Below are 24,462 nucleotides of genomic sequence, written 5' to 3'. Positions count from 1 at the left end.
AAACCCGGCGGCCTTCAGCCAAGCACCACAGAGAAGCTCCTGGATCTTTCAGCGATCCGCCACAGAGAAACCCCTGGAGCTTTCAGCGAATCGCCCCGCAGCGCTCCAGGTAGAATTCATATACGGAATCCGGTTCGTTAAGTTCTTTGGATTCGATGGCGCGCACCAGCTCCGGGCAGTGCCGGAAGTACTCCATCAACCGCTTGCGTTTGAGGCCCAGGATGCCCTGGGTAACCCGAACCATACTCGGTTTGCCCTGCAGGTGGAAGAGCGGGAAGTAGTCCAGGTAGCTATTGTCGTCGTGGATAAATTCCCGATGGTAGTAGGTGAGCGGCCCATCCCGTCTAAGGACCCGCAGGAAGACCCGCTCTGCGGCGGGGTCCAGCACGTAGCGGAAGCGAAAGAAGGCAGACTCCTCCCGCAGGGGGACGGTAACGTACTCCCGCACCCCCGCCCGGTATCCCAGGATGGCCCCGGGGGCCAGTTTCTGCCGCCGCCGTTTCCCCTCCGGGATAAACCGGATCCGGGAATACAGATCCGTAAAAGGCCCGGGATGCCGGTCGCGTACCTGCCCGCGTATGGTATCCCCTTCCAGTGTAATGACATGCCCTGGGAGGTAGCCCCGCTTCTGCCCGTGCAGGGGGGTGAGGCTGATCAGGATGATGGCCAGCCCAACCAGTGGTTGCACCAGGCGCCTTTTACCCGGCCTTTTCGTTTTGCGCCCGGGAAGGTACGGAGAGGTCATAGGAGTTGATTTTGCTGGAAGCACTGCAAATATGTTGCCAAAGCCCGCGATCACCTTGTAACAAACCCAGGGATTCCTGGGCGCCGGCCTTTTTACAGACCACACCTTGCTCGCCGTCTTCTTAGGGCTGGTTGTAGTTTTGGCAATCGTTTTGTCTGCGTACAACAACCTCGAAACTTCCGATATCCGCGAGTGAATAATTTTTATTTTAAGGTGTAGTATGCAAGTACACGCATTGATCTGACCCATTCGCTCATTCTTCCTTGAATTGGGCCGGAGAATCGCGTTTCTTGGAATAAATTAAAACACCATGTACCACCAGACTTTCAAGCACCTTCTCCCATCGACTATGGGAATTTTATCCTTCACGCTATTCTCCTGCATACCGGATACCGTTTCGCCTGTCGATCCGGATGCGAACATTAAATCAGAACCTATTGAGATTATCGTAGGGGTTGAAGTAGAAAGCGAATTGTGGCCCCGGGAAGTTTATTTTTCTGAAAGACAGGAATCAGTAACGATATCCGGAACCGCAAAGGATTACAACGGAACCATCTTACCATCTGTGAAAGTTGCACATTTTGATTCCGGAATAGAATCCCGCGCAGATTCATCAGGAAAGTATTCATTAAAAATCCCGAAAAATCAGTTAGGAGACGTTGGAAAAGTTTGGGTGTTCTTCCTCAAGAACCTCTCGGAAAGCAATGGACAAGGCTCTACTGTCCTCAAGCAAGTGGTTTTAGGAGAGGAGGTATATTATCTGGCAAGGGATGAATATTGTAGATGAGAAAGCTCAATGGGATCAAATTGAACGTGAAACACAAGAAAGTCACTAAGGCTATAAGCAAAGTATAAAAGCCTGTTATTTAGGGCGAAGACACTATTAAAAAGGTTCGGTGAATCAAAGGCGAATGCACAAGAAAAAAGGTTCGGAGTGTGAGTGAAAGGAAATACCGCCGTGAAAAAGTCGTGAAGCCTTGGAACGACTTTAGGCGGTATTGACTGGTTCAGCAACGTCAGTTGCTGAATCACCTAACGAAGAACCGGCTTTCTTGTGCTTCGCCCAACCGCAGAACTCGCTTTTCGAACTTCGCTCCCCGTAACTACTGCTTCTCAAAAACCAGGTCCCGAATCCGTCCCGTGGTAACCAGCATTGCGAAGATTTCACCGTCCGGGTTCTTTTTGAATTGCGCGCTGTACGGACCAATGCTGAAGCGGTCACCGCGTATTAGGGAAAGGGGCACGTCCGGGAGCCGGTTGTGCCGGGCCATCAGTTTTCCGTTTTCCACGACGAGTTGATAGGAGGTGTCCAATTCCGGACTGTAATACGTGCCCGCATAGCGTTCAAAAAGGTCCGGATCGCCCTCCACGTAATCGAAGGACGCCATACGCGTAATTTCTCCTCCGGGGTCCTTAAAAGTCATGACCCTGCCCTGGTTTTCCTCGGTAAACTCCACCACGGCATTCACCCCGATATCCAGCATTTTAAATTGGTTCGGACCGATGGGAGCTATCCGGTTTTCCGACCCCCCTGCCCGGTGATACATGAGGTAACCATCCTTCAGATAAATGCGCCGGTAGGTCTGTTGTTCATCAAACCAATAATACCCTTCAAAAGCTTTCAGCGCGTCTTCGTCCATGGCAATAGTCGGGGGTTCCGGGGGAACCGGTCCTTCTTCCTGCTCCTCAATATGGTCCTTCAGAAAGAGGTCGGTAACTTGCAGTGCCAGCCTGTTGGGTCCGGAATCCGCGTAATTCGAAACGACCGCCACCGCGAAATCCCGCTCCGGGAACCTGCCGAGATACGAGCGATACCCCGCGTCTGCTCCCCCGTGCTGAATTTGCTTTAACCCTTTGTACGGCGAGATAAACTGCCCATAAGCACCGCCAAAGGTTTCGCCGTTGTTGAGTACGGCCAGGCGATCCATTTGTGCTACCATGGCCTCAACTTTCTGAGAGGGCGGGTTGTTGAGGTGGTCGGCCCAACGGACCAGGTCTTCGGCCGTGGTAAAGAGGCTGGTAGCCCCAGCGTTCGCGAAACTCAGCACGGCTTTTTTTAGTACGTCGTTTTCGCGGTAATACGAGTACGCCCGGTTGGGGACTATTTTTTCGTGGTCGTCATAGAAAAGCGTGTGTTCCAGCCCGAGCGGCTCAAAGATGCGCTCCTCGGTGAATTCGGCAAACGTTAAACCCGAGGTACGCGCCACCGTTTCCGCCAGTAGCGTAAACCCGGTGTTGCAATAGTTGAACTCCTCTCCCGGTTGAAAATTCAGGTCCTTTTGCCGTTCCACCAGTTTCAGGATATGGTCTACGGTAATCACATCGTCCATTCGCCATCCGGCCATCTGCAACAAAGACCATTGGTCGCGCATGCCGCTTGTATGGCTTGCCAGGTGGCGCAGTGTAATGGGGGTGCCAAAATCCGGCACTTCCGGGATGTGCTTGCGGATGGGATCGTCCAGCGAAAGTTTTCCATCCGCCTGCAGGAGGAGGATGGCATACACGGTGAATTGCTTGGATACAGACGCCACGTGGAAAATGGTCTCATCCGGGGTCACGGGTATCCCGTATTCCACATTGGCACTGCCGTATCCTTTGCTAAAGGCGATTTTTCCATCCTGCCACACCGCCACAGCAGCACCCGGCTGGTTGGGCCCGTCAAAAGCACTGAAAATGGAATCGACGGAAGCTTCCATGCCAGCGGGCACCTGCTGCCCTGCAAGAGGGGCTGTGCCTGCCAGCAGTACGGCCAGGAACAGGCAGGATTTCAAATAGAATCGGTCTTTCATATTGATTGGTTAAATGTGAGAGGGAAACCGATTAAAGATAGAAAAATTCAACTGCGGCAATGCAGTTCGAAGAATGGGAATAGGTTATATCCGGAGTCAAAAGTTACAAAAAGGAGGCGGTATTGACTGGTTCAGCAACGTCAGTTGCTGAATCACCTAACGAAGAACCGGCTTTCTTGTGCATTCGCCTAGCTGCAGAACCGGCTTACTTATGCTTCGCCCAAACCCCATTAATTATCAAATTGCCAAATTAGCAAATTGAACTATTTGTCCGCCAACGCCGGCTGTTTCGAAGCAGGCTCCGGATCCGGCCGGTCATCCAGCACATCCGTCCGCTCCACCGTTTCGCCTTTTTTGAAATAGAGTTTGGCGTCCTCCAGCGCCAGGTAGAGGCAGGGCACGATCACCAGGATGATGCTCGTGGCGAACACGATCCCGAAGCCCAGGGAGATGGCCATGGGGATGAGGTATTGCGCCTGGCTGGAACGCTCCAGGATGATGGGCGCCAGCCCGCCGAAGGTGGTGAGCGTGGTGAGCATAATGGGGCGGAAGCGGCGCAGGCCGGCCTCGTGGATGGATTCGTAGACGGAGTTCTCCCGCCGCTGTTTGTTCGCGTAGTCAATCATGATGAGCGAGTCGTTTACCACCACCCCGGAGAGCGCAATCACCCCCATGAGGCTTACGATAGACAGGTCGTACCCCAGCAGGATGTGGCCGATGACCGCCCCGATGATCCCGAAGGGGATGGCCGTCATCACAATAAGCGGCTGCGTATAGCTGCCAAAGGCGATGGCCAGCAGGGCGTAGATGACAAACATGGCCATGCCAAAGCCGTTCCAGAGGCTGGCGGTACTCTCCCGCATGTCTGCCTGGGAGCCTTCAAAGGTCCAGGTGATGCCCGGGAAATCCGCCCGCAGCTGCGGCAGCACTTCTTCCTGCATCCGGGCGAGCACCCGGCTCACCGCGTTGGCCGGTTCGGTATCCATGCCCACGTTGATCACGCGCCGGCCGTCCCGCCGGTTGATGCTGGTAAAGGCCTCCCGCTCCTCCACGGATACCACGTCCAGCAGGGGTACCTGCACCCCCGACGGGGTTACGATCAGGAAGTCCTCCAGATTCTGGATGTCTTTGCGCTCCTCGTAGGGGAGTTTCACCCGGATCTCGATCTCGTTCATCCCGCGGAGTTGCCGCATGGCCAGGGAGCCGAAAAACGCGTCCCGGACCTGCCGGCCCACATCCCCCGAAGTGAGCCCCAGGTTGCGGCCCTCGGGCAGGAGTTTAAAGTCGTATTGCAGCTTGCCCTTGTTGTAGTTGTCGGTGACGTCCCGGGTGTTGGAAAAGGATTCCATTCGCTCAATGAACGCGGCGCTGGCCCGTTCCAGAACTTCCTCGTCCGTATGGCTCAGGTCGATGCTGATGGCCTGGCGCGCCCCGCCCGGGCCCCGTTCGGCCTCAAAGGAAATCTGGTCCACCCCGTCGATGTCGCCGATATTGTCGCGCCATAGGGCGATGACCTCCCCGGCGGTGATATCCCGCTGGTCCGGCGGCAGCATCACGATTTCCACGTCGATAAAATTCTGCCCCCGCACGTTTGTCTTGATCCCCTCGGCCACCTCGTAGAGGTTGTGCTCCTCAAACATCCGCTGGGTGGAGGCGGTCACGTCGTTGGCCACCTTGGCGGCCTGGTCCGGGGTGGTCCCCACCGGCAGGCGGATCCCGGCCTCAATTTCGTCGGCTGCCACCTCGGGCATCATGATCATCCCCATATGGTCGCTCAGGCCGTAGGCGCCTACCATGAGCAGCAGGGCCAGGGCGGCGGACAGCGTAATGTAGCGGTATTCCAGGCACTTGTCCAGAAAGGGCCGGTAGTAGCGGTCGATCACCCGGTCGAAGCCTTTGGCGAATTGCCGTTGCCAGCCTTCGAGCCGCCCGGTGAATTTCTTAATGAGCGTAGGCTTTTTGTTGGTTTTCGCCTTGTGCGCCAGGTGGGAGGGCAATATAAAGAGCGCCTCCAGCAGGGACACGGCCAAAATGACGATCACCACAATGGGCAGGGGCTGCCAGAACATCCCGTTTTCCCCCGGCATAAACAGCAGGGGGACAAAGGCGATAATAGTGGTGGCGATACTGAAGATCACCGGCTTGGACACGTCTTTCGTCCCAAGGATGGCGGCCTGTATAAACGAGTAGCCGCGCTGTCGGTATTCGTACACGTTTTCCCCCACCACGATGGCGTCGTCTACCACAATCCCCAGGACAACCAGGAAGCCGAACATGGCGATCATGTTGACGCTGACCCCCACCATGGGCAGGAATATCATCCCCCCGATAAAGCTGATGGCCATCCCCATCATCACCCAGAAAGCCAGGCGGGCCTCCAGGAAAAGCGTGAGGATTACCAGGACGATGACGATGGCGGCCAGCCCGTTTTCGGTGAGGAGCGAAAGGCGTTCGCGGAAGTCTTCGGCCCGGTTGGAGTCGATGCGGAAATTCACCCCCGGGGGCAGCTGGAAGGAATCCATTTCGGCCTGTACGGCCTCGGCGATGTCCAGCGGGCTCTGGTCTCCAATTCGGAAGATTTCGAGCTCCACGGAGGGCGTGCCGTTGAACTGTCCGTGGAAGCCCACCTCGTCAAACCCGTCGCGGATGGTGGCGATTTCGGCCAGGGTCACCTTGGCCCCGGATTCCGATGTGATCACGGCGATATCCCCGAATTCCTCGGCCCATTGCTTGCGTTCCTGCATGCGCAGCAGGATTTCCCCGGCCTGTGTTTCCACGGCCCCGGCGGGCACGTCCCGGCTGCTCTGGCGGATGATGTCGGCCACCTGGCCCAGGGTGAGCCCATACTGCCGCAGGTTGTGGCGGGGGATCTCCACGTGGGTCATGTATTCCGGCACGTTGTTCAGGGATACCTGGGTGATGTTCGGGTTGGCGAGCAGGCGGGTGCGCATGCGTTCGGCCAGCTGGCGCAGCGTCCAGATATCCGTTTCCCCGTAGATGCCGATTTCCATCACGTCCCGCTGGCGGTCCTGCAGGGCCACCTCGGGCTGTTCGATGTCGTCCGGGAAGGTCCGGATGCGGTTCACGGCCTGGTCGATGTCCTGGAAAGCCTTCATCCGGTCCGAGCCGGCCACCAGTTCGATGGTGACGCTCCCGGACCCCTCCCGGGCTTCCGAGACGATTTCTTTGATGCCCTGCACGCCGCGCACGGCTTCTTCAACGGGCTGCAGGATGCCCTGTTCCACCTCGGCCGGGGAAGCGCCCGGGTAGGCCACGTCCACATTTACAAAGTCCAGCTGGAAGTTGGGGAATACCTCTTTCTGGATGTTGAACATCGTCCAGATACCCCCGGCCAGCAAGATGATCATCAGCAGGTTGGCCGCGATGCTGTTGCGGGCCATGTACCCGATGGCGCCTTCCTTGCGGGGACTGTTTTTTCCCGGGTCGTCGGGTGCGTCCAGCCCGTTTTTCCCCGGATGGCCGTTTGGGGATTGGGGCGCGTTTTCGTTCGGCATGTGGTCTTCTTCTTTCATCTCAATCGCTTTGGGGGGTTGTCGGGGCGGAAGCGCCGGCAGCGGGTGTATCCCCCGCGGCTGAAACCTCTTCGGCCTCGGGCTGGTTGCCTTCTCCGTCAGCGGATGCTCCGCCTTCCGTCCTGAGGGCGATGCCGTCCGAAACCGTGCTCAGGTTGGTGGTCACCACCTGTTCGTTCCCGTTCAGGCCCTCGGAGATGTAGGCGTGGTTCATGTCGGTGAGTACCACGGTGACGTCGCGGACGGAGAGCTTGCCGTCTTCGTTTACCCAGACAGTCTGGTTCGTTCGCAGGTGGTCCCGGCTGATGCGCACAGTGTTTTCCACGGGCCGGCCTTCAATCCGGCAATCCACAAACGACCCGATCATCAGCGGGGGGGTGCCCGGTTCCGCATCCCGGGCCAGGGGGTCTTCCACCCGGACCAGCACGCGGGCCAGCCGGGTCTGGGCATCCAGGGCACCAACCTGCTGGAAAAGGCGGCCTTCCCGCATCACGTTGTCGTCCCAGACGGAGCGGTTGCGGATTTCCACCCGGGCGCCTTCCTGCCCGTCGTGGGGGAATTCCAGCCAGCGGAGTTGGGTTACCGGGACGGTGAGTTCCACCCAGTAGGCCTCCGTGCCCACCAGCCGGCCCAGGTTGTCCCCCGGGGTTACCTGGGAGCCAACGGTCACATTCTGGGTGAGGATATGGGCGTTGAAGGGGGCGCGGATGGTGGCGCGGCTGAGGTTCAGGCGGGCCTGGGCCACGGCGGCCTCCGCTGCCTTGATCCGTGCCTGTACGGCCTGCAGCTGGGGCTTGCGCAACACGAGTTCCCGCTCTTCGGGCGAGAGGGAATCCCCGCCTACCAGGGCGAGGTCCTGTTCGGCCACCTTCTGCCGGCCCATCTCTACGTTCAGTTCCGTGCGGGCCTGCAGGAGTTCGCTCTCGCGCAGGTCCAGGGTATTCTGGAAATCCGCCGGCTGAATCTGTAAAAGGATGTCCCCTTCGCTGACAAAGCCGCCCGGGGCAAAGGCCGGGTCGCGGCGAATCACCTGCCCGTTCACGAGCGGGCTCAACTGCACGTCTTCCACAGCGCGGACCGTGCCGGTGGCTGAAAGGACGGGGGTAAACGTCCCGGCTTCGGCCGGCAGGGTTTCCACGAGCATGGCAGTCTGCCGGGTGGCGGCTTCCCGTTGGGCGGTCGGCTCGGTGGAGTAGATCAGCACGGTGACCAGGGCAGCAGCCCCGAGGATGGCCAGACAGATCAGAAGTATTTTCTTTTGGCTCATGGTGTCGTCTTTTCTTCGGAGTTTAGGGCGATTTCGCGTTCAGTTTCAAAGGATCCGGCCAGGGCGCGGTACAGGCCTACGCGGATCTCCAGCTGGGCAAGGCGGGCGTCGATCAGGTCGCGCTTGAGTTGCTGTTCCTGGTCCAGACCCAGGAGCACGTCCAGATACGGGCTGAATCCGTTCAGGAATTCATTCCGCAGCTGGCCGTTGGTTTTTTGGGCGAGGTCCAGTTGTTTTTCCAGGATTTCCAGGCGGCTGGCCTGAACCTGTTCCTGCACCAGGGCATCTTCCACTTCCTGGAAGGCGGTGAGCACGGTCTGTCCGTAATTGTAGATGGCTTCCTGCCGGGCCGCTTCGCTGCGGTTTGCCTCGGCGGAAAGCGACCCCCCGTAAAAAAGCGGGGCCACGATATTCCCGGCCAGCGTATAGGCCCATTCCTGGAACAGGCTCTCGTAATCATTGGCCCGTTGCTGGCCGGAGAGCCGGAGGGAGAGTCGCGGGTATTTGGCCCGGACGGCTGTGGCGTAATCCCGGTCGGCGGCGTGGAGGGTGAGGTACGCCTGCTGGATGTCCGGCCGGCGGCGGACGAGTTCCAGGGGAAGGCCCGTGGACGGCAGGGCGGGGAGCTCCGGAAAGTCCTGGGCTTCGGGCGGGTCGATGGCCTGGGGCTGTTTCCCGAGCAAAATGGCCAGCTGGTGTTCCAGCAGGGCAACGTTCTGCTCAAAAATAAGCCGCTGGTTCCGGGTGGATTCCAGCAGCTGTTGTTGCCGGAGGATATCCACGGCCCGCACCTGCCCGCCTCCGAAACGGGCGCGGATCAGGCGGAAGATATCCTCGTTGGTCTGTATCTGGTCTTTGGCCAGGGCGAGTTGCTGGCGGGCGGCCTTCAGGCGAAACCAGGTCAGGCTCACTTCGGCGGCCAGGGACAGGGAAGCCGTCCGGTAGTCGGCCAGGCTGGCCTGGGCGCGATAGGCTTCGGCCCGCAGTCCCGTCCCGATGCGGCCCCACAGGTCTATCTCGTATTGGGCGGAGGCCCCGAACTGGATATTTTCGCCCCCCGCAAAATCCGGCTGGGGCCGGCTGATGGCGCTCTGGGCTCCCCCTTCGAACTGGGGCCAGCGGATGCCTTTTTCCCGCTTCAACACAAATTGGGCCTGCCGGAACCGTTCCCAGGCCGCTGCCAGGTTAAAATTGCGCGTGAGGGCGGAATCGATAAGCCCTTCGAGCTGGGGGTCGTCAAACTGCTCCCACCAGCGCTGTGGCAGGGGAACCTCCCCGGCGGCAGATAGCGTTTGCAGGGAATCCAGGCCGGTAGTTGGCTGGATGCTTTCGCGGGACGGGCCGCAACCGATAAAGGAAAAAGTTAGAAAAAGTAGAGCAAAGAGGGAGAATACGTAGGAGAACAAAGAGGAGAACGCGGAATAGACCCCGGTTGCTGTCTCCCGGCCGGATCCGTAGGAGAAAAATTGTTTTGAGATTACGCAGTATATGGTCGGCACCCTTCCGAATGGGGCAGACGGGGGTGCTTCAGGAAGTCCCGTTTTCTGTTGGTTTTCAGGTACGATAGCGTTTCCGGTATTTGGAAAGGTTGTCTGCCATTAAATAAGGTACGATAAAAGGTGCAGGGTTTAATCCCTGCAGGGTGGCGACAGGCGTTCAATACATTAAACCATTGATAAACAGCTAGTTGAAAAACGTTAAACCTTTATTAAAGTGGGGTTAAACGTACGGGCTGGCTTCCGGATTATTCGCGGTATCACCGCAAGGGATTAATTGCTATCTTGTTGCAAAAGAAGCATATGGGCAGCCGCATTCTAAAATATTATCTGGCATTTTGGGTTTTTGGATTCCTGTTTTTTGGGGGGGCGGGAATTCCGGGAAACCCGGGGGGTCAGACCCTGTATGCCCAGGAAATGGCAGGCCGGACCGGATACGAAGAGTCGGCCAGGGATTCGGATGGGCTGTCCGAGGCCTGGCTGGAAACCCTTCGGGAGCGGCCCGAAGAATTGAAGCAAATGTATACCGCGGATGCCGTCCGGGTGTTCGCCGACGGGAATACGCTTCAGGGCGACGACCAGCTGGCCGCCCTGTGGACGGACCAGGACCTGGAAGTGGATTCCCTGGCGACCATCGGCTTGCTGGAACCCCATGATGATACCTATCGGTATGAGGTTTCTGAACTCACCTTGCGGGATGGGCGGACATTCCGGATGCTGGTGATCTGGAACCTGGAGTGGCCCGGTCCGCGGCGGGAATTGGAAATGGTGGAAGAGGTCCGGCCCGTGAAGAATTACCGGGAGCAACTTAAGGTGCGCCGCACTCAGTGGATGAGCCATTGCAATGCCCATGAGGTAGACCAGCTCGTACGGGAACTCTACACGCCGGATGCCCGGTACTACAACCACCGGCCAATGATTACGGGGCGGGAAGCTCTTATAAATACCTATCAGTATATGAGGAATCCCCGTTACAAATTGTCCCTGGAACCCTTACTAGTTGCCCCGGTCAACGAAAAGCTCATCTTCGAAATTGGCCAGTGCAGCGGCTCCTACCCGGGCAAGTATATTTTGGTCTGGACCAGGGACGAGGAGGGGAAGTGGTGGATTATGATGGATTCGAATATTTAGTTGATTTGAGGATTTGAAAATTTGCCGATTTGAAGATTACAGGATCTGCCGATTTGAAAAATAAGTCTTATGCGTATTCTGCTCATGTCGATAGGAACCCGGGGGGACATGGAGCCCTTCCTGGCCCTGGGGGAAATACTCCGGGAGGCAGGGCATGAGACCATTTGCGTTTTCCCGGAGCAATTCCGGTACCTGGCCGAAGAGGGCGGGCATGAGTTTGAATCCCTGGGGCCGGAATTTATAGAACTTCTGGAGAGCGATATCGGGCAGGCAGCCATGGGGGGAAGCGCTTCCACCTGGCAAAAACTCCGGGCGTACCGGGGGCTGCAGCAGGAGTACCTGAAGATCAGCAAAAAAGTCTCCCTGCGCCAATACCAATCGGTTGAAAAATGGCAACCAGACCGAATGGTACATCATGCAAAAGCCACATATCCAGTAATATGGGGGGTGGAACACCCCGGGAAAACCATCCTGGTCAGCCCGGTGCCTTATGTACTCCATCCTGTGCGGGACTACTCGCATATCGGCTTTAATCGGAACCTTGGCCCCTGGTTGAACCGGCTGTCTTTTAAGGTCGGACACTGGGGCTTGAGTTATACCATTCGGAAATCGGCCCGGCACCTGCCGGGCAACCCGGGACTCTCAGCCAAAGCAATCAACCGGGCCCTTTTTGGATCCCGGGCCATCTACACTGTTTCTCCGGCCCTCTTTCCGCAGCCTCCGGATTGGCCGGAACATGTGCGTGTCCTCGGTTATCACGAGCGGGACAAGGCGGTGCAATGGAAACCGGATCCGGAGCTGATAGCCTTTTTTCACCGGCATCCGAAACTCCTGATGGTAACCCTTGGGAGCATGACGAACCCGGACCCGGCCGGGAAAACCCGGATATTCCTGGACACCCTGAAAAAACTGGGTATCCCCGCGCTTGTGAATACGGCCGGCGGGGGACTTGAGCACCCAAAAACCTACAATACCGATCAGTTTTATTTTGTGGACAGTATCCCCTACGACTGGGCCTTGCCCCGGATGTATGCCCTGGTCCACCACGGGGGTTCGGGGACCACGCACATGGCCGTCAAATACGGGTGCCCGTCCCTGGTCATCCCGCATATCATCGACCAGTTCTTCTGGAACAGCCTGCTCGCCCGCCGCGGGCTAGGCCCTAAGGGCCCCGCAATCACCCGCTTATCGGAAACCCGCCTGGAACCCCTCCTGAAAGACCTCTGGGAAAACCCGGGCTATAAACAAAAAGCCAAGGAATGCGCCGCCAAAATGGCCCGGGAGGATTTCCGGCAGGACGTCCTGGACACGATCCTGGGAAATAGTGAACAAGCGGGACCGTGAAATCGCAAAGATTGATGGACAAAAACGCGCAGGAATATTGCGGTGACTGAGTACAAGACCTCATTGACAAACTTTCAAATTGACAAATTCCCGCATTTTCAAATCACCCTCCGAATCTTCAAATCACCCTCCGAATCTTCAAATCGCCAAACCTTCAAACCAATTCCCGATCCACCTCCCGCTTCAGGAAGTATCCGGTGACGACCGTGGAGAGGAAATCGGCTATGGGGAAGGAGATCCAGACGCCCAGTTCGCCGAGGTAATTGGGCAGGATCAGGATTAGCGGGATAAAGAAGAAACCCTGGCGGGTGAGGGTGAGCAACAGGGCCGGGGTGGCCTTGCCGATGGCCTGGAAATAGGCGGCGCCGATTAATTGGAGGGCAATGATGGGGGTTGCGGCAAAGACCCAGCGCATGGCGGCCGGGGCGTGTTCCAGAACAAAATTGTTCGCTGCGATTTCGGCAGCCGACATATCCTCCCGGTTACTCAGGAACAAATCGGCGATTTCCGCCGGGAAAACCATCAGCAGGACAAAAACACCAGTGGCCACCAGGGCCGCGTATTTGACGGCCGTATAGATGCTTTCCTTAACCCGGGGGTATTTGCGGGCGCCGTAATTGAAGCCGGCAATTGGCAGGAAGCCCTGGGTAACCCCGAAGACCGGGAAGAGGGCAAACATGAGCATCCGGCCGATAATCGCGTATACCGCCACGCTGGCCTCCCCGCCCAGGTTGAACAGGATGTTGTTGAGCAGCAAATAGGTGATGGAGGTGACCGCCTGGCGGGCCAGGGTCACAAAGCCCAGGGAGCCGATTTCGCTCAGGATCGGGCGGTCCAGCCCCAGGTGGTGCCAGCCGGGTTTCAGTTCGGAATTCCGGGAGAGGAAAAAATACAGGATGTAGCCAAAGCAGAGCAGGTAACTCCCCGTGGTGGCCCAGGCAGCCCCGTGCATCCCCCAGTCGAAAATATAGATAAAGACATAGTCCAGCACCAGGTTGCCCACCGACGGGATGATCATGGCGATCATCGCAAATTTTGGCTTGCCTTCCGCCCGGATCACCGTGTTTCCCATCATGCAGAGCGCCAAAAAGGGCACCCCGTAGAGGACGATCTTGTAGTAGATTTTGGCGGGGTCAAAGATGTCGCCCTTTCCCCCGAAAGCCGGGATGAGCGCATCCACATAGTAGAGTCCCAGGGCCACCATCGAGCAGGTGATCAGGATGGTGAGGGTGATCTGGTTCCCAAAGGTTTTCAGGGCTTTTTCCGGGTGGTCTGCGCCGAGGGCCCGGGAAATGATGCTGCTCCCCCCGATGCCGATGGCCATCCCCAGGGCCGCGATAAAAAACGATACCGGGAGTACCACATTGATGGCGGCGATGGCGATGGAACCGATCCAGTTGCCCACAAACACGGTGTCCACCAGGATGTTGAGGCTCATCACCAGGATGCCGATAGAAGCCGGGACGGCCTGCCGGATGAGCAGTGGCCCGATGGGCTCCTTCCCGAGTTGTTCCGAGGTTACTTTCGCCATGGGGTTTGTTGAGGTGCAAAACTACGCAGGAATTCGATAGGATTTACCCTACCACAAGGGCCCGTCTGGATTAAAACAGGACGTATCCGGTCCGGGCCTGTCGGATTCAAACTATCGGCAACCGGCCGTCCTTCGCCCAGTCGTTGACCCATTTTGCCATCAGGGTCACCCAGTCTTCCCGGTCGTTCAGGCAGGGGATATGCATAAAATCCGTCCCGCCGGCCTCCAGGAAATCGTTTTTGCCCTCCATGGCGATTTCCTCCAGGGTTTCCAGGCAGTCGCTGACAAAAGCCGGGGTGATGACCGCCAGCCGGGACCGGCCCTCATCGGCCAGGCGTTCGAACTCGTAATCCGTATAGGGCTTCAGCCAAGGGTCGCCGGCCAGCCGGCTCTGGAAGGAGGTGCTCACCTGGTCCTTTGGCAGGTCGAGCAGGGCCGCGATATTGCGGGTCATGTCGTAACACTGGTGGCGGTAGCAGGTATGGTGTGCCACCGAATTCATGCCGCAACAGGTATCGTTAATCTTGCAGTGGTAACTCGTGGGGTCCGATTTGCGGATGTGGCGCTCCGGGATACCGTGGTAGGAAAACAGCACATGGTCGTAGCCAAAAGCGTCCAGTTTTTCGCGGATGGACGTGGCCAGCACGTTGAGGTAATCCGGGTTCTTCCCGAAGGCGGGCATGGTGGTGACCTGCATGTCCGGGAACTGTTCTTCCCGTACTTCCAGGGCTTTGACCACCACCGTTTCGAAGGAGCTCATGGCGTAGTGCGGGTAAAGCGGTACGAGGAGCACCTCGTCCACCCCCTGCTTCTGCAATTGTTCCATGCCTTCGGCAATACTGCCGCTGCCGTAGCGCATCCCCAGGGCTACCGGGATGTCTGCCTGAGCCTCCACGGCCTGCTTAAAGCGTTCGGAAATGACGATCAGCGGGGAGCCTTCCTCCCACCAGATCTTGGAATAGGCCTCCGCGGATTTTTTCGGGCGGGTGCGCAGGATGATGCCGCGGACGATGAGGGTCCGAAGCCATTTCGGGGCGTCGATGACCCGCTCGTCCATCAGGAATTCATCCAGATAGGGCTTGACGTCTTTGGGTGTTGGGCTGTCCGGGGAGCCCAGGTTGACCAGGAGTACACCTTTCATGTGCAACGGGTTTGTGGCGGTTGTCTGTAGGTGCTGCAAAAGTACGGCTTTGGGCCGAACCGCAGGCCGGGCCTGCAGAGCATTTGCCAATAGCGCCATAACCGGCGCCAATTTTTGTCCCGGGAGGCGGTACGGGGAAATAGCAATGGGTTCCCGGACCGGGCGCTTTCATGCGGCCGGGTTGGCGATTGCGGGTAATTTTTTATAGCTTACCGCTGGAACTCGAACGGGAACTGGATTTGGAACCGGAACTGGAATTGGAACTCGAACGGGAACTGGATTTGGAACCAGAGTCGGAACTCTAAAGGGTGCCGAATAAAATAACGAAAACTCCTGCCGGAATCCGTGCTGGCAGCCAATCGCAACTGAAACACCCAAACGCCACATGCTCCAGGAACTGATCCCCGACCCGATGCAACGCTCCATCCTGCTGCTGAGCGCGGGCTTTTTGGCCATGGTGATTGGCTATGCGATCATCGCCCGGGTAATTCGCCATTACGGGAAAAACCCGAAATACCTGCTGCCGGAAGGGATGGTCCGCAAGGTGGGGTGGCCGCTTTTTTTCCTGATGTTTTCACTGGTTATACGGATGGAATCCCTACGGGAACTCCTGGGTATGGAGGATTACGGTTGGCATTTCCGGAAAGCGAGCACGCTGCTGTTTATCTTTTCCTTCACCTGGCTCTGCATCAAGGTTCTGCGGGTTGTCAAAAAGCTGATCGTCGACAATTACGACGTCCACGAGGCGGACAACCTGCGCGCCCGCAAGGTGTACACGCAGTTTACCATCCTGGAGCGCATCGTCATCTTTATCCTGGTCGTCCTCGCCCTGGGCATAGCGCTGATGAGCTTTGAAAGCATCCGGGAAATCGGGGTGAGCGTCTTTGCCTCGGCGGGAGTAGCCGGGATCATCATCGGCTTTTCGGCCCAGAAGATGATCGGGACCATCCTGGCGGGCATCCAGATTGCCCTTACCCAACCCATCCGGTTGGACGACGTGGTAATTGTAGAGGGGGAATGGGGGCGGATCGAGGAGATCACGCTCACCTATGTGGTGGTGAAGATCTGGGACAAGCGCCGCCTGGTGGTGCCTACCACTTATTTTATTGAAAAGCCGTTCCAGAACTGGACAAAAACCTCATCGGACATCCTGGGGACGGTGTACCTGTACACGGATTACACGGTGCCCTTTGACGCGTTGCGGAAAGAGCTAAACCGGATTGTGGAAGCCTCCGACCTCTGGGACAAAGAGGTGGCCAATATCCAGGTAACGGATTCCAAAGCCGGCCACGTGGAAGTACGCGCCCTGGTAAGTGCCCGGGATGCATCTACGGCCTGGGACCTGCGGGTACACGTGCGGGAGAAACTGATCGCCTTCCTCCAGGAAAATTACCCGGAAAGCATTGCCCATACCCGGGTGCTGCTGCATGAAAATCTTAACGGGGAGAAGGCCGATGATTGATGCGGCTCCCGTATCTTTAGCCATAAGAATTTGAAATCGTTAAAAACGGCCCGGAAGAAGCCCGTGATTCCTGTCCAATCCCACCTGTCCCATGCAACAAGCATTTCCATTTGATGAACCGCGGAGGCTTGCCGGCCTTCACCGCCCCCTGCGTCTAACCCGTTGCTTTCCGCGCCAGCTCCTGGCGAAACTGACCCTGCTGGCCCTGTTTTTGGGGTTCTGCCCGGGTCCCGGTTTGGGTGCGGGGCCCTGGCTGGATTTTGGACAAGCGCTTCAGGCCCAAAAAGGAGGTATTCATTATTCGGAGCTCGACAAGGCGCTCTTTGACGGGTTGACCAGCGGATTGGAAAAGGATGCGAACGAGGATAAAACGGCCATAGGCCCGGAATTAGTCCGCGTGGGACGGGCCTTTTTGGGGACCCCCTATGTGGCAAAGACCCTGGAAGTGGGGGAAGACGAGCAGCTGGTGGTAAACCTGCGGGGTTTGGACTGCACCACGTATGTTGAAAACGTCCTGGTGATGGGCCGGCTGGCCAGTGAGGGGAAACTCCAATGGAACCGGTACGTCCGGGGCCTGGAACAGGTCCGTTACCGCAAGGGGAAACGCGACGGTTACCCCTCCCGCCTGCACTATTTCACCGAATGGATCCGGGACAATGAAGCCAAAGGCATGGTGCGCAACATCACCGAAGAACTCGCCGGGGTGACCATCCAAAAGGATATCAATTTTATGGGGACCCACCGCGATTTGTACCCGTTCCTGGCTTCGGATGCGAATTACCGGGCCATGGTGGAAATCGAAAAACAACTCTCCTCCAGGCCGCTCATCGTATTGCCCCGCTCGGAGGTGGCCCAGCGGGAACACCTGATACAGGACGGGGACATCATCGCCCTGGCTACGGATATTGAAGGCCTGGACGTCACCCATACAGGTTTGGCCATCCGCCTGGACGACGGGCGCATCCACCTGCTGCACGCCTCTACCGTTGGCGAGGTGGTTATCAGCGACGAACCCCTGGCGGACTACCTGCAGGGCATCAAGCGAAACACGGGAATCATCGTGGCGCGCCCGCAGGCCATGCGCTAACTTCAGGCCAGCGACATCAGGTATTTTTTGGGCGTGGTATTGTACTTTTTCTTGAAGGCCGAAATAAAATGGCTGGCCGTGCTGTACCCTACTTTCAGGCCTACCTCATTGACGTTGAAGGTTCCGCTTTCCAGCATTTTCCGCGCGGTTTCCATCTTGTAATCGAACAGAAAACTGTAGACGGTGTCCCCGTAGATCTGCTTAAAGCCCTCTTTGAGTTTTTTCAGGCTGAGCCCCGTTTCCTCCGCGAGCTCTGGGAGCGTGGGCGGTTCCGCCATCCGTTCGATGACGATTTCCTTAGCCAGCCGGATTTTGCGCAGGTTCTCCTCGTCCAGCAGGAAGGGGCACTGTTCCGCCTGGGGGTCGGCCGTCCGGTTGAAGTAGAGCGAAAGCAGTTCGTATACCTTGGCCTTATAGTAGAGCGGGCGGACGGACGGGTGGGTGGATTGGCCCCAGAGCTGGCTGAGCACCACGGAGATGGACGGCCCCACCGGGTTTTGCTGGTAGTATTTCCGATCCCGGTACTCGGGGTTCAGGAAGGGGATGTAATCCGCCTCGGAGGAAAACAAGCCGTGGAACGTGCGGATGCTCATCAGTACGGAAACCACCCAGGTATGGGGGGAAAGCGTGGCCTGAACGGGCAGTTCGGTCTGGGGATTGTAGAGCAGCAGCGACTGGTCGCCCGGCAGGTCCAGGTGGTACCGGCCCTCATTGTAGGCAAACCGGGCCTGGCCCTTGAGGCAAAAGTGGAATTGCAGGTACCGGCGACCGGAATTGCGCTGCACCCCTGTGGGCTGGTCCGTATCGTTCCGGCAGAGCAGGAGGAGGATATCCGGGTCGATCCGGATTTCCGACAGTGAACCGCTAGCGGTATTTTCATTCATGCTGTCATCGGTTTGGGGGAATTGAATTATTTAGAATTAATCTAAATTACCAAGCCCAGAACCCCCGGTTTCGGGGTAAAATTACGATATTTCGCGGATTTCGGCCCGGAAGCACCTCCGGGTAACCCGAATCGGTATTAAAAGTACCTACAGCGTTATTTTTGGACTGGGAATCCCGTTATTTTTGTGGGCATCCTTTAGAGGGCATGAAGAAATACCATATTTCCAGACATCACCGGTTTATTACCGTCGGGCTGAATTACGAGAAGGCAGATGCAGCGACCCGCGGGCTCTTTGCCCTGGACGATGCCAGTACGGCCGTCCTCCTGGACCGGGCGCTGGAGGAGGGCATCGACGGGTTGCTGGTAACCAGTACCTGCAACCGGACGGAACTCCACGGTTTTGCCCAGGCCCCCCAGCACCTCATCCGGCTCCTTTGCGATTATTCCAACGGTACCGAGGCCGACTTTGATCGGGTGGGCTACGTGTACCAGAACCAGGAAGCCATCGGCCACCTGTTTCGGGTGGGAACCGGCCTGGACAGCCAGATCCTCGGCGATTTCGAAATCATCAGCCAACTGAAAAAATCCTTTAAGCTTTCCCGGAAGCACGGCCTGGCCAACCCCTTTTTGGAGCGGCTGGTCAACGCGGTGATCCAGGCGAGCAAGCGGATCAAGAACGAAACGGGGATTTCCTCCGGCGCCACCTCGGTGGCATTCGCCTCTGTCCAATACCTGCTGGCCCGTGTACCGGATATTGCCAACAAAAAAATCCTATTGTTCGGGACCGGAAAGATTGGGCGGAATACCTGCGAAAACCTGGTCAAGCACACCGGGCACGACCAGATTACGCTGATCAACAGAACCCAGGACCGTGCAGATGCCCTGGGCAGGAAGTTCCAGGTGCGTGTCCAGCCGGTGGAAGCGCTCCGGGAGGAAATTGCCGCCAGCGACGTACTGATCGTCGCCACGGGTGCCACCCGTCCCACGGTGACCGCCCCCATGGTGCCGGCAGACAAGCCCCGGTGGATCCTGGACCTGACCATCCCCTTCAACGTAGCCCGGGAAGTGGGGGTTAAAAACGGAATCACCCTGGTAGACCTGGATCAACTCTCCCGTATCACGGACAATACGCTCCAACAACGACGCAGCTACATCCCCCAGGCGGAATCCATTATCGCTGAGGTACACGGGGAATTTAACCAGTGGCTGGAAAGCCGCCGGTTTGCCCCGGTAATTCGCGCTCTGAAGGCAAAGCTGAAAACGATGAAGGAGGAAGAGCTGGACAACCAGGCGCGGAAGATCGACGGGTTCGATGCCTCCCAGGCCGATGTGGTCACCGAACGGATCATCCAGAAAATCACCCGCCATTTCGCCAACCACCTCAAGGATTCCGATATCGATACGGACGATAGCCTGGAACTGATCCAAAAGGTATTCCAACTCGAAATCCCCCAACGATGAGCAGGGCGCTTCGCATCGGGACCCGCGACAGCGAATTGGCGCTGTGGCAGGCGCAGACCGTCAGGGACCGACTGGAAGCCGCCGGGCACCGGGCGGAACTCGTCCCGGTGAAATCCACCGGCGACCTCGTCCTGGACAAGCCGCTTTACGAACTGGGTATTACCGGGATTTTTACCAAGACGCTCGATGTGGCCCTGCTCAGGGAAGACATCGACCTGGCCGTACACTCGATGAAGGATGTGCCCACCGCCCTGCCGGAAGGAATCTGCCAGGCCGCTGTGCTGGAGCGCGCAAGCGCACGGGACGTACTCGTGCACAAGGGGCTCGGCTTTCTGGACGGCCCGGGTACCATCGCCACCGGCAGCCTCCGCCGCAAGGCCCAATGGCTGAACCGCTATCCCGCCCACCAGGTAACCGGCCTGAGGGGAAATGTAAATACCCGCCTGAAACTGCTCCGGGAAAATTCCTGGGACGGGGCGATCTTTGCCCAGGCCGGCCTGGAGCGCATTGGGCTATTGCCCGATAATGCCGAACCCCTGGACTGGATGCTCCCGGCCCCGGCCCAGGGGGCTATGCTGGTGGTGGCCCGGACGTCGGATACGGCGGCCCGGGAGGCGGCCCGGCCGCTGCACCACGAGCAATCTGCCCTGGAGGTAGCCGTGGAACGCGAATTTCTGCGAACCCTGGAGGGGGGGTGTTCCGCACCCATCGGCGCCCGGGTCCATGCAGCGGATGGGCAATTGCACCTGGAAGGCGGATTGTATTCCCTCGACGGGAAAAAGGCTTTCCGGGTAACGCGGCATACCGGCAGCCCTGAGGCTGGCGGAACTGGGGATGCCCGGTTTCAGGATGCGGGGGATTTCGGCGCGGCATGTGCCCGGGAAATATTGGATTCCGGGGGTGCCGGGCTTATGGAATCCATCCGAAAAATACTTGCGCAATGATCCGAGTCCTTTCCACCAAAAAGCTAACGGAAGCCCAGCGGGCCCTGTTGCCGGAAACCGATTTTTACCTGGAGGATTACGACGCCCTGGAGGTCACGTACCTGGAGGCCAACCTGCACTCGGACGACGAGGCCCTCTTTATCTTTACCAGCACCCACGCCATTGAAGCCTGTTTCCCGGAAGGCCGGTTGCCGGACCGGATGCTCAATTGTTGCTGCGTGGGCCGTAAAACCGCGGCGCGCCTGGAGAAAATGGGCCACCGGATCCTGGCGGTGGAAGACCGGGCAGAACTCCTGGCGGAACGCATCATCAACAAATATTCCAGTCGGTCTTTTATTTATTTCTGCAGCAGCCGCCGATTGGACACCCTGCCCGACCGGCTCCTGGAAGCCGGGGTAAGGCTGGAAGAACGGGTGGTATATCAAACGGGCTTCAACCAGCGAATTCTCGATAAGCAATTCGATGCCATCCTGTTTTTCAGCCCGAGCGGGGTGGAGAGTTTTCTGGGGTCCAACCAGTTGCACGACGCGACGGCCATTTGCATCGGCCCGACCACGGCACAGGCAGTAAAAAAACATACCGATAAGTTTATAAGCGCGGAATCCCCGAGTGCCGAAGCGGTGCTGCAGGCGGCCCGCCAACTCCTGGTAAACAAACATGACGGATAACATGACGCACAACACAGCCGGAAACACAACCGGAAACACAACCGGAAACACAACTGAGAAGATGACGGAAAACAGGGTGCAACCGGCCAATGATTTATTCCTGAAAGCGCTCCGAGGGGAAACCGTGGAGCGGCCTCCCGTATGGATGATGCGGCAGGCGGGCCGGTACCTGCCCGAGTTTATGGAAATCAAGAAAAAGTACGATTTCTTTACCCGTTGCCAGACCCCGGAGCTCGCCTCCGAAATCACCGTGCAGCCCATCCGCCGATACGGGATGGATGCCGCCATCCTCTTCAGCGACATCCTGGTGGTACCCCAGGCCATGGACATCGAGGTGGAGATGAAGCCCGGCATCGGCCCCTGGTTGCCCAATCCGGTGCGTTCGGTAGCCGACGTGGAGAAGGCGGTGGTTCCGGATGCGGAAGACGCCCTGGGCTATGTCATGGACGCCATCCGCCTGACCAATGAAAAACTGGGGGGCCAGGTGCCGCTCATCGGTTTTGCCGGTTCGCCCTGGACGATTTTTTGCTACTGCGTACAGGGGCAGGGGAGTAAAAGCTTCGACAAGGCCAAGGCGTTTTGCTTTTCCCAGCCGGAAGCTGCCCACGCCCTGCTTGAAAAAATCACGCAGACCACCATCGATTACCTGAAGGCCAAGGTGGCCGCCGGGGTCCACGCCGTACAGCTGTTCGACTCCTGGGGCGGGATGCTCTCCCCGGCCGATTACCAGGAATTTTCCTGGCAATACCTGCAGCGCATTGTGGATGCCCTGAAAGATCTGGCCCCGGTCATTGTTTTCGGGAAAGGCTGCTGGTTTGCCCTGGACACCATGGCGCAGAGCGGGGCTTCCGCCCTGGGCGTGGACTGGACGCTGACGCCGCAGAAGGCGCGGGAACTCTCCGGGGGCAATATCACGCTGCAGGGGAATTTTGACCCGGCCCGATTGTTGTCCCCCCCGGACACCATCCGGAGGATGGTCCGGGAAATGATCCGGGGCTTCGGCAAGGATAAATACATCGTCAACCTGGGCCACGGCATCCTCCCGGAAGTTCCCGTGGAGCACGCCGGGGCGTTTATCGATGCCGTGAAAACCTATCGGGAGGAAGGATAGGTGTCGAACGATTACGGACCGGGATGGGTAGTATCCCGGTCTTTCCCTAGGATTTGCCCGAAGGGGTGGGTCCGGATTAAATCTCGGTTGTGAAGGAAGAATTCTACGCATATATCGAAGGACTGCAGGACCGCATTACAAGCGCCCTGGAGGCAGCGGACGGTGCCGCCCGGTTTCGCCAGGATATCTGGGAGCGCCCGGAAGGCGGCGGCGGCCGCACACGGGTGATTGAAAACGGGGACGTGTTTGAAAAAGGGGGCGTCAACATCTCGGCGGTCCACGGGCCGTTGCCGGAGAGCATGCAAAAGTATTTCGGGGTGGCGGAGGCGGACTTCTTTGCCTGCGGCCTGAGCCTGGTACTCCACCCGAAAAGCCCGATGGTGCCCACCGTCCATGCCAATTGGCGGTACTTTGAGATGTACGGGCCGGACGGCCAAGTGGCCGACAGTTGGTTCGGCGGCGGACAGGACCTGACGCCCTATTACCTGTTTGAGGAGGATGCCCGCCATTTCCACAGGGTATGCCGGTTAGCCTGCGATGCCCACGACCCGGAATTTTACCCGGAATACAAGGAGAAGTGCGACCGGTATTTCTGGAATGCCCACCGGGGGGAGTCCCGCGGGGTGGGCGGCCTGTTTTTCGACTACCTGAAACCAGGCCCCGACCGGTCCGCTTCGGACTGGTACGCCTTTGTGACCGGGGTGGGGGATTCCTTCCTGGAGGCCTACCTACCGATCGTACAGCGCAGGAAGTCGGCAGCCTGGGGGAAAGCAGAACGGCATTGGCAGGAAATCCGGCGCGGCCGCTATGTGGAATTCAACCTGGTCCACGACAAGGGGACGCTCTTTGGCCTCAGAACCAACGGGCGGATCGAGAGCATCCTGATGAGCCTGCCCCCGGTGGTTCGCTGGGCGTACGACCACCACCCGGAACCGGGCACCCCGGAAGCCGAGCTTCTCGAGGTGCTTAAAAACCCGAGGGAGTGGGCCTGAGGCAAGAAGAGGCAGGGCTCGCCGATTTAATCGTAAATTTGGGTTGGAATGAAACAGCAGATTTTTCAAGTAGACGCTTTTGCAGGCGAATTGTTCCGGGGCAACCCGGCGGCCGTCTGCATCCTGGAGGAATGGCTGCCGGACAACCTGATGCAGGCGATTGCAGCGGAGAACAACCTGTCGGAAACCGCCTTTGCCGTTCCTGAGGGGAAAGGGTATGAAATCCGGTGGTTTACCCCGGTTACGGAGGTGGCCCTCTGCGGACATGCCACCCTGGCCACGGCCCATGTACTCTTCCACGAACAACCCGGAGAAAAGCATCCCCTGCCGACGGATACAGACCGCCTGGAGTTTTACAGCCGGGAGCGCGGGACGCTCACCGTCACCCGCCGCGGCGACTGGCTGGAGCTGGATTTCCCGGCCGACCCCCCGGCCGAGGCAAAGCTCCCTGTCGGGATGGTGGAGGCAATGGGGGCCGAACCCCGGGAATGCCTCCGCGGTACTACGGATTACCTGCTGGTGTACGAGGACCAGACAGCTATTGAGGCTTTGAATCCGGATTTTGGCCTGCTGAAACAAATCAAAGCCCGGGGGGTGATTGTCACCGCCCCGGGGGAAGCCGTGGACTTTGTGTCCCGGTTTTTTGCCCCCCAATCCGGCGTGAACGAAGACCCGGTAACCGGCTCGGCCCACACGATGCTGGTGCCTTACTGGTCCGGCCGGTTCAAAAAGCAACACCTGGAGGCCCTCCAATTATCGGCCCGGGGCGGGCAGCTGCGGTGTGAATCCCGGGGCGACCGCGTAGGGATCGCCGGCCGGGCCGTCACATACCTGGCGGGCCGGATCCGCCTACCCAACCTTAAAAACTCCTGAA

19 protein-coding genes are annotated in these 24,462 nt (G+C 58.2%); 11 read left to right on the top strand and 8 right to left on the bottom strand.

What is annotated here, in order from left to right:
* Positions 1-82: 82 nt before the first annotated feature.
* Positions 83-688 (bottom strand): hypothetical protein, encoded by a 606-nt coding sequence (locus AC3DKS_RS05605; protein WP_272606862.1) that lies wholly within the window; start codon positions 686-688, stop codon positions 83-85.
* A 367-nt stretch (positions 689-1,055) separates the two neighbouring features.
* On the opposite strand from AC3DKS_RS05605, the gene AC3DKS_RS05600 reads away from it, so the two are divergent.
* The gene (locus AC3DKS_RS05600; RefSeq protein WP_272606861.1) at positions 1,056-1,532 is read left to right on the top strand and encodes a hypothetical protein; all 477 of its coding nucleotides are present in this window, start codon (positions 1,056-1,058) and stop codon (positions 1,530-1,532) included.
* A 316-nt stretch (positions 1,533-1,848) separates the two neighbouring features.
* Here the strand turns inward: AC3DKS_RS05600 and AC3DKS_RS05595 are convergent, their stop codons facing one another.
* From AC3DKS_RS05595 to AC3DKS_RS05580, 4 genes are all read right to left on the bottom strand, one after another.
* A complete protein-coding gene (locus AC3DKS_RS05595; protein ID WP_272606860.1) occupies positions 1,849-3,534 on the bottom strand; it encodes a serine hydrolase domain-containing protein in 1,686 nt (561 codons plus the stop codon).
* Between the two features lie 263 nt (positions 3,535-3,797).
* Positions 3,798-7,067 carry an efflux RND transporter permease subunit gene (locus tag AC3DKS_RS05590; RefSeq protein ID WP_272606859.1) on the bottom strand — a complete coding sequence of 1,090 codons (3,270 nt, stop codon included), beginning with the start codon at positions 7,065-7,067 and terminating at the stop codon, positions 3,798-3,800.
* A gap of 1 nt (position 7,068) precedes the next feature.
* The gene (locus AC3DKS_RS05585) at positions 7,069-8,334 is read right to left on the bottom strand and encodes an efflux RND transporter periplasmic adaptor subunit (RefSeq protein ID WP_272606858.1); all 1,266 of its coding nucleotides are present in this window, start codon (positions 8,332-8,334) and stop codon (positions 7,069-7,071) included.
* Positions 8,331-9,833 carry an efflux transporter outer membrane subunit gene (locus tag AC3DKS_RS05580; protein WP_015753198.1) on the bottom strand — a complete coding sequence of 501 codons (1,503 nt, stop codon included), beginning with the start codon at positions 9,831-9,833 and terminating at the stop codon, positions 8,331-8,333. The genes AC3DKS_RS05585 and AC3DKS_RS05580 overlap by 4 nt, the downstream gene beginning before the upstream one ends.
* Before the next feature lie 414 nt (positions 9,834-10,247).
* On the opposite strand from AC3DKS_RS05580, the gene AC3DKS_RS05575 reads away from it, so the two are divergent.
* Together AC3DKS_RS05575 and AC3DKS_RS05570 are read left to right on the top strand one after the other, a co-directional pair.
* Entirely contained in the window at positions 10,248-10,961 is a 714-nt protein-coding gene (locus AC3DKS_RS05575; RefSeq protein ID WP_272640668.1) for a Cif family virulence factor, read from the top strand.
* 69 nt (positions 10,962-11,030) lie between these two features.
* Positions 11,031-12,305: a glycosyltransferase gene (locus tag AC3DKS_RS05570; protein WP_272606856.1), complete on the top strand. Its 1,275-nt coding sequence runs from the start codon at positions 11,031-11,033 to the stop codon at positions 12,303-12,305.
* 154 nt (positions 12,306-12,459) lie between these two features.
* Here the strand turns inward: AC3DKS_RS05570 and AC3DKS_RS05565 are convergent, their stop codons facing one another.
* The gene (locus AC3DKS_RS05565) at positions 12,460-13,836 is read right to left on the bottom strand and encodes an MATE family efflux transporter (RefSeq protein ID WP_272606855.1); all 1,377 of its coding nucleotides are present in this window, start codon (positions 13,834-13,836) and stop codon (positions 12,460-12,462) included.
* Between the two features lie 106 nt (positions 13,837-13,942).
* On the bottom strand, positions 13,943-14,977 hold the full coding sequence (gene hemH / locus AC3DKS_RS05560) for a ferrochelatase (RefSeq protein ID WP_272606854.1): 1,035 nt from the start codon (positions 14,975-14,977) through the stop codon (positions 13,943-13,945).
* A gap of 385 nt (positions 14,978-15,362) precedes the next feature.
* Here hemH and AC3DKS_RS05555 point away from each other — a divergent pair, with 385 nt between their 5' ends.
* Together AC3DKS_RS05555 and AC3DKS_RS05550 are read left to right on the top strand one after the other, a co-directional pair.
* A complete protein-coding gene (locus AC3DKS_RS05555) occupies positions 15,363-16,439 on the top strand; it encodes a mechanosensitive ion channel family protein (RefSeq protein ID WP_015753192.1) in 1,077 nt (358 codons plus the stop codon).
* A gap of 91 nt (positions 16,440-16,530) precedes the next feature.
* Complete coding sequence (locus tag AC3DKS_RS05550) at positions 16,531-17,526, top strand: N-acetylmuramoyl-L-alanine amidase-like domain-containing protein (RefSeq protein WP_272606853.1); 996 nt, start codon at positions 16,531-16,533, stop codon at positions 17,524-17,526.
* 2 nt (positions 17,527-17,528) lie between these two features.
* On the opposite strand, the gene AC3DKS_RS05545 is transcribed toward AC3DKS_RS05550, so the two are convergent.
* Positions 17,529-18,410 (bottom strand): helix-turn-helix transcriptional regulator, encoded by an 882-nt coding sequence (locus AC3DKS_RS05545; protein WP_015753190.1) that lies wholly within the window; start codon positions 18,408-18,410, stop codon positions 17,529-17,531.
* A gap of 206 nt (positions 18,411-18,616) precedes the next feature.
* Here AC3DKS_RS05545 and hemA point away from each other — a divergent pair, with 206 nt between their 5' ends.
* The 6 genes from hemA to AC3DKS_RS05515 all read left to right on the top strand — a co-directional run bounded on the left by hemA (position 18,617) and on the right by AC3DKS_RS05515 (position 24,461).
* Positions 18,617-19,873: a glutamyl-tRNA reductase gene (gene hemA / locus AC3DKS_RS05540; RefSeq protein ID WP_272606852.1), complete on the top strand. Its 1,257-nt coding sequence runs from the start codon at positions 18,617-18,619 to the stop codon at positions 19,871-19,873.
* The gene (gene hemC, locus AC3DKS_RS05535; protein ID WP_272606851.1) at positions 19,870-20,817 is read left to right on the top strand and encodes a hydroxymethylbilane synthase; all 948 of its coding nucleotides are present in this window, start codon (positions 19,870-19,872) and stop codon (positions 20,815-20,817) included. The genes hemA and hemC overlap by 4 nt, the downstream gene beginning before the upstream one ends.
* Positions 20,814-21,485, top strand: coding sequence for a uroporphyrinogen-III synthase (locus AC3DKS_RS05530; RefSeq protein WP_272606850.1), 672 nt, complete (start codon positions 20,814-20,816; stop codon positions 21,483-21,485). The genes hemC and AC3DKS_RS05530 overlap by 4 nt, the downstream gene beginning before the upstream one ends.
* Before the next feature lie 61 nt (positions 21,486-21,546).
* The gene (hemE, locus tag AC3DKS_RS05525; RefSeq protein WP_272607132.1) at positions 21,547-22,596 is read left to right on the top strand and encodes a uroporphyrinogen decarboxylase; all 1,050 of its coding nucleotides are present in this window, start codon (positions 21,547-21,549) and stop codon (positions 22,594-22,596) included.
* A gap of 89 nt (positions 22,597-22,685) precedes the next feature.
* Positions 22,686-23,588, top strand: coding sequence for an oxygen-dependent coproporphyrinogen oxidase (gene hemF / locus AC3DKS_RS05520; protein WP_272606849.1), 903 nt, complete (start codon positions 22,686-22,688; stop codon positions 23,586-23,588).
* 48 nt (positions 23,589-23,636) lie between these two features.
* Positions 23,637-24,461, top strand: coding sequence for a PhzF family phenazine biosynthesis protein (locus tag AC3DKS_RS05515; protein ID WP_272606848.1), 825 nt, complete (start codon positions 23,637-23,639; stop codon positions 24,459-24,461).
* Position 24,462: the final 1 nt, after the last annotated feature.

It is taken from the genome of Robiginitalea sp. (assembly GCF_982776155.1).
Note: the sequence above shows the minus strand (reverse complement) of the source record. Positions and strands in the feature narration are given on the sequence as shown.